The 854-nt window shown below is 60.1% G+C and carries 1 pseudogene; it reads left to right on the plus strand.

Annotated features, from left to right (window positions below):
- The first annotated feature begins 87 nt into the window (after nucleotides 1–87).
- Nucleotides 88–854: pseudogene (locus EET67_RS25365) on the plus strand (IS5 family transposase).

The following is an 854-nucleotide window of genomic DNA, read 5'->3' on the forward strand; positions in this document are numbered from 1 at the left end:
CTAGCGCTCGTGGACAAAGGTTGACTGGGGACTCCTGTTTTGATTCAAGGCTGCTATTTGGAGGCAGCCTTGGGCGAACGGATTGGTGTGACGGACGAGGAGTGGGCGTTGATCGGCCCACTTCTGCCTGCTGAACGAGGGCGTGGCTGTCGGCCGGCACAGGACAATCGGCGCTATTTCGAAGGCATGATGTGGATGGCGCGCACGGGCGCGCAATGGCGTCATCTGCCTGATGAGTATGGCAAGTGGAACAGCGTCTTCCGCCGTTACCGGCGATGGGTCGAGACCGGTGTGTTCGATGCGATGCTCGAAACGCTGGCGGAACTGGTCGAGCGGGATCGAAGCGCCGACATGATCGACAGCACCGTCATCCGGGCGCACCATTGTGCAGTCGGCATAAAAAGGGGACTCAGGAAACCGAGGCGCTTGGCCGATCGCGCGGCGGCTTCACCTCCAAGCTCCATGCCCGCTGCGATGCGAAGGGCCGGCCGCTCGGCTTCGTGTTGACGCCGGGACAGACCCATGACACGCAAGGTTTTGCGCCTTTGTTCCGGATGATCACCGACCGGATCGAGGCTTTCCTGGCCGACAAGGGTTATGACGCTGACGCCATTCGCGAGGAGATCGCCACCGCCAACGTCGAAGCGGTCATTCCGGCAAAGAGCAACAGGCGCGAGCCGATCCCGCACGACAAAGCCAAATACAAATGGCGAAACCAGATCGAACGACTCTTCAACAGGCTCAAGAACTGGCGACGCGTCGCCACTCGCTACGACAAGACAAAGGAATCCTATCTCGGCTTCGTCGCCATTGCCGCAGTCAAACTATGGATACCCTTTGTCCACGAGCGCTAG

The sequence above is a fragment of the Borborobacter arsenicus genome (assembly GCF_003934165.1).
Classification (GTDB): Bacteria; Pseudomonadota; Alphaproteobacteria; order Rhizobiales; family Rhizobiaceae; genus Pseudaminobacter; species Pseudaminobacter arsenicus.